Source organism: Streptomyces sp. YIM 98790 (genome assembly GCF_011421595.1).
In the GTDB taxonomy this organism is placed as follows: domain Bacteria; phylum Actinomycetota; class Actinomycetes; order Streptomycetales; family Streptomycetaceae; genus Streptomyces.
In genome coordinates this window covers 1-10,018 of record NZ_WTLH01000201.1, presented here as the reverse complement: position 1 = coordinate 10,018, position 10,018 = coordinate 1, and the positions used below count along the sequence as shown (strand labels likewise).

7 protein-coding genes and 1 pseudogene are annotated in these 10,018 nt (G+C 72.8%); 6 read left to right on the top strand and 2 right to left on the bottom strand.

Translation table 11 applies throughout. From position 1 onward, the window contains the following. From GQS09_RS23950 to GQS09_RS23935, 4 genes and pseudogenes are all read left to right on the top strand, one after another. Positions 1–312 (top strand): annotated as a pseudogene (locus tag GQS09_RS23950) (hypothetical protein); the annotation flags it as partial. 124 nt (positions 313–436) lie between these two features. Then, the gene (locus GQS09_RS23945) at positions 437–1,390 is read left to right on the top strand and encodes a FadR/GntR family transcriptional regulator (RefSeq protein ID WP_165989613.1); all 954 of its coding nucleotides are present in this window, start codon (positions 437–439) and stop codon (positions 1,388–1,390) included. Positions 1,391–1,687: 297 nt separating this feature from the next. Beyond that, entirely contained in the window at positions 1,688–3,343 is a 1,656-nt protein-coding gene (locus GQS09_RS23940; protein WP_165989611.1) for an RNA polymerase sigma factor, read from the top strand. 201 nt (positions 3,344–3,544) lie between these two features. Continuing rightward, complete coding sequence (locus GQS09_RS23935) at positions 3,545–4,480, top strand: serine protease (protein ID WP_165989609.1); 936 nt, start codon at positions 3,545–3,547, stop codon at positions 4,478–4,480. Between the two features lie 138 nt (positions 4,481–4,618). On the opposite strand, the gene GQS09_RS23930 is transcribed toward GQS09_RS23935, so the two are convergent. Continuing rightward, positions 4,619–4,849, bottom strand: a complete 231-nt coding sequence (locus GQS09_RS23930; protein ID WP_165989607.1) for a hypothetical protein — start codon at positions 4,847–4,849, stop codon at positions 4,619–4,621. Between the two features lie 557 nt (positions 4,850–5,406). Between GQS09_RS23930 and GQS09_RS23925 the strand changes: the two genes are divergently transcribed. Beyond that, positions 5,407–7,554, top strand: a complete 2,148-nt coding sequence (locus GQS09_RS23925) for a type IIA DNA topoisomerase subunit B (protein WP_165989605.1) — start codon at positions 5,407–5,409, stop codon at positions 7,552–7,554. Between the two features lie 92 nt (positions 7,555–7,646). Here GQS09_RS23925 and GQS09_RS23920 read toward each other — a convergent pair whose 3' ends face one another. Next, positions 7,647–8,555, bottom strand: a complete 909-nt coding sequence (locus GQS09_RS23920) for a sucrase ferredoxin (protein WP_165989603.1) — start codon at positions 8,553–8,555, stop codon at positions 7,647–7,649. A 170-nt stretch (positions 8,556–8,725) separates the two neighbouring features. Between GQS09_RS23920 and GQS09_RS23915 the strand changes: the two genes are divergently transcribed. Continuing rightward, positions 8,726–9,895: a GTP-binding protein gene (locus GQS09_RS23915; protein WP_165989601.1), complete on the top strand. Its 1,170-nt coding sequence runs from the start codon at positions 8,726–8,728 to the stop codon at positions 9,893–9,895. Positions 9,896–10,018 lie beyond the last annotated feature (123 nt).

Here is a 10,018-nt window from a genome sequence, read left to right as displayed (position 1 = left end):
GCCTGGGCCGGGCTGCTGGCCGCCGGGCTGTTCCGCTCCGCCCTGGCCGGCCTGGCCGCGGTCGCCGCCGTGCCGCTGCTGCTCTCGCCCGCCGCCGCCCGGCTGCCGGCCGGGCCGGTCGGCGAAACGGTGCGCAGACTCCCTCCCGGGGGCTCCGTGGACCCCGGGGCGATGCCCGGACTGGACCCCGGACTGGACCCCGGACTGGACGCCGCGGCGGCCGTACAGCCGGTGGGCTGGGCGCTGGCGGTGTCGCTGTGCGTGCTGTTTGCCGGGTACCTGGCCGTGGCACTCCGTGGAAGTCCCCGCTGATCGGGTTCCACCAGCGGCGACGGGTCACGGGCCGGTTCATCGCACAACCCGCCGACCGCCACGGCGCGTCCCTTTTGTTCCTTTTAGTCGTCAATTATGCGAGGACCGCCGATCACCCTTTCGTGTGCTTTTCAGCAAAGACCTCAAGGGCTTCCCGCGGGCCGCCGACAAAGGATGCGTGACTACCCTCGCGCACACCATGATGACCGCCGCTCGCCCCGCCGCTTCCGGGCCGGGTGAGCTCGACCGCTATGCCTACGCCGAATCCACCGGCGCGGCACGCACAACCAGCGCCCCGGCGTGGGAAGGCGCCGATCCCGACCTCGGCCGGGCCGGGCGCCGCGCCGCCGGAAGCCGTGGCCGCGGCCTGCACGGACAGCTCGTCCAGCAGCTCGGGCAGATGATCGTGTCCGGTGATCTGGGCGCCGACCGCCCGCTGGTCCCCGAGGAGATCGGCCAGCGCTTCGAGGTGTCCCGCACCGTGGTGCGGGAGTCCCTCCGGGTGCTGGAGGCCAAGGGGCTGGTCAGCGCCCGTCCCAACGTCGGCACCCGGGTCCGCCCGGTCGGCGACTGGAACCTCCTCGACCCCGACATCATCGAATGGCGTGCCTTCGGCCCGCAGCGCGAGGACCAGCGCCGGGAGCTGTGCGAGCTGCGCTGGACCATCGAGCCGCTCGCGGCGCGGCTGGCCGCCGCCCACTGCGGCGAGGAGGTGCGGCAGCGCCTGGCCGAGATGGTGGAGATCATGACCCGCGCCTTCGCCCAGGGCGACGGGCTGACCTTCGGCCGGGCCGACGCCGAGTTCCACGCCCTGCTGCTCCAGGCGGCCGGGAACCGCATGCTGGAGCACCTCTCCGGCATCGTCGCCGCGGCGCTCCAGGTGTCCGGCGGCGCCCCCTCGGGCTGCGACCACCCCGCCGAGGCCGGGATCGACTGCCACCGTCGGGTGGTCGAGGCCATCGGGACGGGCGAGCCCGCCGCAGCCGAGGCCACCATGCGGCAGCTCCTCTCGCTGCACCCCGACGGCTCCGGTGCCGCCGGACCGGACCATGTGGTTCCCGCGCCCCGTGAACATTGAGGGGTGAGCAGGCAAGGCGTCGCCGGAGCCCGTCCCCGGACCGGCTCCGGCGACGTATGTGCGGAGCCCGTTACCCTCGAATGTGCGGTGTGACTCGGGACACGCTCATGCGGCGTAACACTTCGGGAAGCAGCGCGATGACAGAAGAGGCAGCAGTCGTGACCGCGCCCCGGGTGTCCCGCGGACACCGGGCCCGGACATGATTCGCCGATACCGGTGCCGAGCCTCGTCGCCGGTCGTGGTTCCGCTTCCAGCGGGCGGTCCCGTTCCCGTCCCCAGAGTTCCGAGAGGTTGTTCGTGTCGGCCAGCACTCCCCGTACGATCCCCGCAGAAATCGCTGAATCCGATTCGGTGATGGCGCTCATCGAGCGGGGGAAGGCTGAAGGGCAGATCGCCGGTGATGACATCCGCCGCGCGTTCGAGGCTGACCAGATTCCTCCGACTCAGTGGAAGTCCGTACTGCGCAGCCTCAACCAGATCCTCGACGAGGAAGGCGTGACGCTGATGGTGAGTGCCGCCGAGACGCCTAAGCGCCCCCGCAGGAGTGTGGCCGCCAAGACCACCGCCAAGCGCACGGCCACCAGGACGGTGGCGGCCAAGGCCGCGGCTCCCGCCCGCAGCACGGCCGCGGCGGCGGCGGACGACACCGTGCCGGAGGCCGAGGCCGCGGAGAGCGCTCCGAAGTCCGCGAAGAAGGCGGCGGCGAAGAAGTCCGCATCCGGTCCGGCGAAGAAGGCCGCGGCCAGGAAGACGACCACCGCCGCCAAGAAATCCGCGACCGGCCCCGCCAAGAAGACGGCGGCCAAGAAGGCCGGAGCCACCGCCGCCAAGAAGACCGCCGCCGACGACGCGGCCAAGAAGGACGTCGCCGACGAATTCCTCCAGGGCGAGGAGGAGCTGCTGGAGGAGCCGCTGGAGCCGGGCGCCGCCGGCAAGGCCGGCGAGCCCTCGGCCGCCGAGGCGGCCAAGACCGAGGCCGAGGCGTTCATCCTCTCCGACGACGACGAGGACGACGCCCCCGCACAGCAGGTCGCCGCGGCCGGCGCCACCGCCGACCCGGTCAAGGACTACCTCAAGCAGATCGGCAAGGTCCCGCTGCTCAACGCCGAGCAGGAGGTCGAGCTCGCCAAGCGCATCGAGGCCGGCCTGTTCGCCGAGGACAAGCTGGCCAACTCCGAGAAGCTGGCCCCCAAGCTCCGCCGCGAGCTGGAGATCATCGCCGAGGACGGCCGCCGCGCCAAGAACCACCTGCTGGAGGCCAACCTCCGGCTGGTGGTCTCGCTGGCCAAGCGCTACACCGGCCGCGGCATGCTCTTCCTGGACCTCATCCAGGAGGGCAACCTCGGCCTGATCCGCGCCGTCGAGAAGTTCGACTACACCAAGGGCTACAAGTTCTCCACCTACGCCACCTGGTGGATCCGGCAGGCGATCACCCGGGCCATGGCCGACCAGGCCCGCACCATCCGCATCCCGGTGCACATGGTCGAGGTGATCAACAAGCTGGCCCGGGTGCAGCGGCAGATGCTCCAGGACCTGGGCCGCGAGCCCACCCCGGAGGAGCTGGCCAAGGAACTCGACATGACCCCGGAGAAGGTCGTCGAGGTGCAGAAGTACGGCCGTGAGCCGATCTCCCTGCACACCCCGCTCGGCGAGGACGGCGACAGCGAGTTCGGCGACCTGATCGAGGACTCCGAGGCCGTGGTGCCGGCCGACGCGGTCAGCTTCACTCTGCTGCAGGAACAGCTCCACTCGGTGCTGGACACGCTCAGCGAGCGGGAGGCCGGCGTGGTCTCCATGCGCTTCGGTCTCACCGACGGCCAGCCCAAGACGCTGGACGAGATCGGCAAGGTCTACGGCGTGACCCGGGAGCGCATCCGGCAGATCGAGTCCAAGACCATGTCCAAGCTGCGCCACCCGTCCCGCTCCCAGGTCCTGCGGGACTACCTGGACTGACGCGGACAGACAGCGGCGGACCGGCCCGGCGGCGGGCACGGGCCGCGGTGAGGCGCCCCGGGGCACGACCGTCCGTGCCCCGGGGCGCCTCACCGCGTGCGGGCGGCGGCGCCCGGGTGGCGGTGCTCCGGATGCGTCCCCAGGGGCCCGGCACCACCCTGGTGGACAACCTGCCACCAGCCGCAGCGCCCGGAGGTGTGCATGCGCGGACTGTCCCGGCTGCTGTTCGGAGCGCTGGCCCTGGCCCTGCCGCTGGCCGGTCTGCCTGGCCCCGTCGGCCCCGTCGGCTCCGCCGCCGCGGAGGACCTGGTCGTCGGCGGCCGGCCGGTCACGTCCGAGGAGTATCCCTGGGCCGTGGCCCTGAGCAGCCCCGAGCGCTACGGAGAGGAGCGCGGCGGGCACTTCTGCGGCGGTGTGGTGATCGGCACCCGCACCGTGCTGACCGCGGCGCACTGCCTGATTCCGCGCCCGGCCCGGGACCTGCGGGTGATCGTCGGCCGGGCCGACCTGACGGACACCGGCGGCGGCCGTGAGGTGGCCGTGGAGGCGTTCTGGACCAATCCGGACTACGACCCGCGCACCCACTTCGGGGACCTGGGGCTGCTGGTGCTGGCCGAGCCGCTGCCCGGGCACCATGTGCTCCCGCTGGCCGGCCGGGACGACCCCGCCTATGCGGCGGGCACCACGGCCCAGGTCCTGGGCTGGGGCGATGTCCGGGGTGACGGCAGCTATCCGGACGGGCTGCGCGCCGCCGAGGTGTTCCTGCTGGACGACGAGCGCTGTGCCCGGGCCTATGCGGACAGTGCCGAGACCGGGCACGGGCGGTTCTCGCCCGGTGCCATGGTATGTGCCGGGCGGCGCGGCGGCGGTGCCGACTCCTGCCAGGGCGACAGCGGCGGCCCGCTGGTGGCCAGGGGACGGCTGGTGGGGCTGGTGTCGTGGGGGACCGGCTGCGGCCTGCCGGGCCGGCCCGGGGTGTACACCCGGGCGTCGCTCGCCGCGGAGCTGCTGGACTGGCCGGTCGCGGCCACCGCCGCCGGTCCGGACGCCGCCGGTCCGGATGCCGCGCACCCAGACGCCGCGGACCCGGATACCGCGCACCCGGATACCTCCGGCCCGGCCGCGCCGGGCGGGTGAACGCACCCGCGGCAGCAGCGGCAAAGGCAACGGGCGGTCACTCGGTGAAGGAGTGACCGCCCGGTGGCCTGAGGCGCCCGGCGGCACACGGCCTGCCGCGGGCGTGTTCGCTCAGCGCGTAGCGCCACATGACCCGAATCAGCGTTCCTCGTCCGTGGCGGAGGCCGGGGTGGCGTTCAGCTTCTCCGTCTCGTCCACTATCTCGGCAGCGATCTTCTTGAGCTCCGGCGCGAACTTGCGCCCGTGGTGGGCGCAGAACAGGAGCTCACCGCCGCTGAGGAGCACGACGCGCAGGTAGGCCTGAGCGCCGCAGCGGTCGCAGCGGTCAGCGGCCGTCAGCGGAGTCGCGGGGGTCAGAACAGTAGTCACGTCGCCTCTTCTCTAGCTCGACGAGCTGTCGTACCTGGGACAACATCCAACCAGCCCGGAAACGTTCCCGTGCAGGGACTTTTTTCCTCTGCTCGCTTCCGGAGGACCCCTCCCGGGCGGGTCGGCTGCGGCCGGCCGGCGGCGAATGAGCCGTCTTGCGTCTTGGTGCTCGATGGTGCGTCGGTCTGAATCGCTGTGCTCGATTGCGGTGACCGACCGGTGGTGACCGATCGGTGTGGAGCGGTGTCCGGATGGCCTTGGCTGTGCTCCCTGAACGAGAGTGTCCGTCTGGCGCCCGTCACCGTCCGGTTACCGGAGGTGTGCCGGGTCCTTCCCTGTCGAGAAGGACGTGCCCGGAGCCTAAATGGTTCATGCCTCAAAGGGAACGTGATGTGTGTGCCATCTGAACACGTTATCGAACGCATGAACGACTCTCCGGTAGTCTGGTCACTTCCCGGATGCCTGCAACACCGCTCTACAGGGCCTCGGTACCCTCTGAGCGGCAACCCACCACCGATGCGCCACCCACGCTCGGAATTCAGCGAGGAGCGAACTGCGTGACCGCCGACACGTCCGTGCCGTCCACCGCCCTGCTCACCGGCACCGATACCGGGAGCAACTACACAGCCCGGCACCTTCTGGTGCTCGAAGGGCTGGAGGCGGTGCGCAAGCGACCCGGCATGTACATCGGCTCCACCGACAGCCGCGGCCTGATGCACTGCCTCTGGGAGATCATCGACAACTCCGTGGACGAGGCCCTGGGCGGCCACTGCGACCACATCGACGTCATCCTGCACGCCGACGGCTCGGTGGACGTCCGCGACAACGGCCGCGGCATCCCGGTCGACGTGGAGCCCAAGACGGGCCTGTCCGGCGTCGAGGTGGTGATGACCAAGCTGCACGCGGGCGGCAAGTTCGGCGGCGGCTCCTACGCGGCCTCCGGCGGCCTGCACGGCGTCGGCGCCTCCGTGGTGAACGCCCTCTCCGCCCGGCTCGACGTCGAGGTCGACCGGGACGGCGCCACCCACGCCGTCAGCTTCCTCCGCGGCACCCCCGGCTCCTTCGCCGGCACCGGCCCGGAGGCCCCGTTCGACGCCTCCTCCGGCCTGCGGCGGATCAAGAAGGTGCCCAAGTCCCGCACCGGCACCCGGGTGCGGTTCTGGCCCGACCGCAAGATCTTCCTCAAGGACGCCCGGCTCTCCCTCGCCGACCTGCACGCCCGGGCCCGGCAGACGGCCTTCCTGGTGCCCGGCCTGACCATCGTGGTGCGCGACGAGCGCGGCATCGAGGGCGGCCTGCGCGAGGCGGCCGCCGGCACCGAGTCCGCCCCCAGCGAGGAGATCTTCCGCTACGACGGCGGCATCAGCGAGTTCTGCGAGTTCCTCGCGCCCGACAGGCCCATCTGCGACGTGCTGCGGCTCCAGGGCGAGGGCACGTTCAAGGAGACCGTGCCGGTGCTGGACTCCCGCGGCCACATGACCCCCACCGAGGTCAAGCGCGACCTCCAGGTGGACGTCGCGATGCGCTGGGGCACCGGCTACGACACCACGGTCCGGTCCTTCGTCAACATCATCGCCACCCCCAAGGGCGGCACCCACGTCTCCGGCTTCGAGCGCGCCCTGACCCGCACGGTCAACGAGGTGCTGCGCTCCGCCAAGCTGCTGCGCGTCGCCGAGGACGACATCGTCAAGGACGACGCCCTGGAGGGCCTGACCGCCGTGGTCACCGTCCGGCTGGCCGAGCCGCAGTTCGAGGGCCAGACCAAGGAGGTGCTGGGCACCTCCGCGGCCGCCCGGATCGTCGGCCAGGTGGTCGCCAAGGAGCTCAAGGAATTCCTGACCTCCACCAAGCGTGACGCCAAGGCCCAGGCCCGTGCCGTGCTGGAGAAGACGGTCGCCGCGGCCCGCACCCGGATCGCGGCCCGCCAGCACAAGGAGGCGCAGCGCCGCAAGACGGCCCTGGAGTCCTCCGCGCTGCCCGCCAAGCTGGCCGACTGCCGCAGCGACGAGGTGGACCGCACGGAGCTGTTCATCGTGGAGGGCGACAGCGCCCTGGGCACCGCCAAGCTGGCCCGCAACTCCGAGTTCCAGGCGCTGCTGCCGATCCGCGGCAAGATCCTCAACGTCCAGAAGTCCTCGGTGTCGGACATGCTCAAGAACGCCGAGTGCGGCTCGATCATCCAGGTGATAGGAGCCGGCTCCGGCCGGACCTTCGACATCGACCAGGCCCGGTACGGCAAGGTCATCTTCCTCGCCGACGCCGATGTGGACGGCGCGCACATCCGCTGCCTGCTGCTCACCCTCTTCCAGCGCTACATGCGCCCGATGGTCGAGCAGGGTCGGGTCTTCTCGGCGGTGCCGCCGCTGCACCGGATCGAGCTGTCGAACCCGCGCAAGGGCCAGGAGAAGTACATCTACACCTACTCGGACAGCGAGCTGCGGGAGCGGCTGCTGGATCTGGAGCAGCGCGGCATCCGCTACAAGGACGCCATCCAGCGCTACAAGGGCCTCGGCGAGATGGACGCCGACCAGCTCGCCGAGACCACCATGGACCCCCGCCACCGCACCCTGCGCCGGATCACCATCGGTGACCTGGAGGCCGCCGAACAGGTCTTCTCCCTGCTGATGGGGAACGAGGTGGCGCCGCGCCGGGAGTTCATCGCCAGCTCGGCGGCGACCCTCGACCGGGCCCGGATCGACGTCTGAGCCCGGGGACGCGCCCCCGGCCCGGTGAGCGGAAGGGATGCGGCGCCCCGCTCGACGGCCTCCGGGCCTCCGGGTGCCCCGCGGCGCCCGGTTCAGCGGGCCAGCGGGGTGATCTCGGCCGCGCGCAGGCGGGTCTGGGGCAGCGGGGCCGCCCCGCAGCTCGCCGGCACTGCGGGGCCGGTGGTCTCCTCGGTGACCAGCACCCGCCACGCGTGGCCGCCGGTGTGCCGCAGCGTGACCAGCCGGCCCTCCGGGACCGGCCGGCCGCCGGTGACGTCCACGGCGTCGGCGACGGCCTCGCCGAGCAGCTCGCGCAGCGCCAGGTCGGCGGCCTGGCCGAACCGGTCCCAGGTGGACCGGCCCCGGCAGCCCTCGGTGACCATCCGGCCGTCCCGCGCCTCGGCCAGCAGGTTCTTCACCGCCGGGGCGGACATCCTGCCGTAGGTGTAGCCGTGCGGCAGCACCAGCAGGGTGGGGGCGAAGCGGTGCCCGCCGAGGTGGGTCACCTCCCAGACGTCCGCCCCTGCCGTCCCGGAGAGCTCGGCGGCCAGCGGGCGGCCGAGCAGCGCGCAGCAGCGGTCCCGCCGGCCGTTGGTGCAGACCAGCACCAGCGGGGGGCCGTGGTGCTCCTGCCACAGCCCGTCGTGGTGCCCGGCGCCCAGCCGGGCCGGGTCGAGGCCGCGCAGCCGGGCCGGGTCGTCCAGCACGGCGGTGCGTGCCCAGCCGTGGCCGGGCGCGGTGTGCACGGCGAACACCCGGCGGCGGAGCGGGCCGCCGGGATCGGGGTGCGGTCCGGGCCGGCGGATCAGCGCGATGCGCATCCCGGTGCCCTCGGCCGCCTGCTCCAGCTCCCGGCCGAGCGCCGGGTCCAGACGGCTCCCGGTGAGGGCCCTGGCCCCCCAGGGCCCCGGCTGCTCGATCAGCAGCCAGGTGCGGGCGGTGGCCGCGGTTCCGGCGAGGGGCTCTCCCGCGGTCCGGGAGGCGGTGGCGCAGGTGGTCACAGGTGGTCCTGGGGCCGGTGGTCCCATGGGGACGTTCGGGACAGTGCGTGCAGGGCGAGCCTAACCCGGCTCCTCCCGGCCCGCCTTCCGCGCCGCCGGGGGCAGCCGGCCCGGGCGGCGCCTATGCTGGGACGGTCCTGCCGCTGACCTGCCCAAGGAGGGGGACATCCGTGGCCGGGAAGCGGATTCCGGTGATCGTGCTCGCGGGCTTCCTCGGATCCGGGAAGACCACCCTGCTCAACCACCTGCTGCACAACCGTGACGGGCTGCGCATCGGCGCGGTGGTCAACGACTTCGGCTCCATCGAGGTGGACGCCATGGCCCTGGCCGGCCAGGTCGACGCCATGGTCTCGCTGGGCAACGGCTGCCTGTGCTGCGCCGTGGACACCGAGGACCTGGACGGGGTGCTGGAGCGGCTGGCCGATCCCGCGGCCGGGATCGACCTGATCGTGATCGAGGCCAGCGGCCTGGCGGAGCCCCGCACCCTGGTGCGGATGATCCTCTCCAGCAGGCAGCCCCGGATCCGCTACGGCGGCCTGGTGGAGGTGGTGGACGGCGCCGAATTCACCGCCGTCCGGGAACGCCACCCCGAACTGGACCGCCATCTGGCGGTGGCCGATCTGGTGGTGCTCAACAAGACCGACCGGCTGGCCGCGGAGCCGCTGTCCAGGCTGACCGGCCTGGTGCACGCCCTGGGCGGCGGCACTCCGGTGGTCGGCGCCGCCTGGGGCCGCATCGACCCGGGACTGTTCTTCGACCGGGAGTCCCTGCGGCCGGAGCGGCCGGAGGGGGCACAGCAGCTCTCCTTCGAGGACGTGCTGTACGAGCAGGCCGAGCGGGACCATGCATCCGCCCATCCGCACACCGGCTACCAGAGCGTGGAGTTCACGGCCGGGGAGCCGCTGAGCCCGCGCCGCCTGATGGCCTTCCTGGACAGCCGTCCGGAGGGGCTCTACCGGATCAAGGGGCACGTCCGTCTCGGACCGGCTCCGGAGAAGTACACCCTGCACGCGGTGGGACGCTTTCTGCGCTTCACCGCGGAGCCCTGGCCGGCCGGCGGGCCGCGGGACACCCGGCTGGTGCTGATCGGCGCCGGAATCGACGCCGACACGGTCCGCAAGCAGCTCGCGCACTGTGTCGGTCCCGGCCCGGAGGACGGGGGCCCGGACGCCATGTACGGCATCCTCCGCTTCACCGAGCGGGAGGGCGGGGAGCCGTGGCCCGCGGCCCCCGGCACGGCCGGCGAGCCGCCGGTGTCCGAGGCCGACGCCGAGCCGGACGCCGAGCCGGGCGAGGAGCCGGACGAGGACTACCCCATCCACCCGGCGGAGGAGCCCTGAGCCCTCCGCGCCGCGGAACGGGCGGAGGCTCCCGTCCCACGGGCGGGCCGCGCAGCGGCGGCCCCGGCCGGAGGACACCGCGCCGGGCCCCGGCGGACGCCGCGGGAACACGGGCGCCGCGGG

Excerpts from the sequence above, each read along its gene's own strand:
- GQS09_RS23935 (WP_165989609.1), top strand. The coding sequence starts at position 3,545 with ATGCGCGGACTGTCCCGGCTGCTGTTCGGAGCGCTGGCCCTGGCCCTG.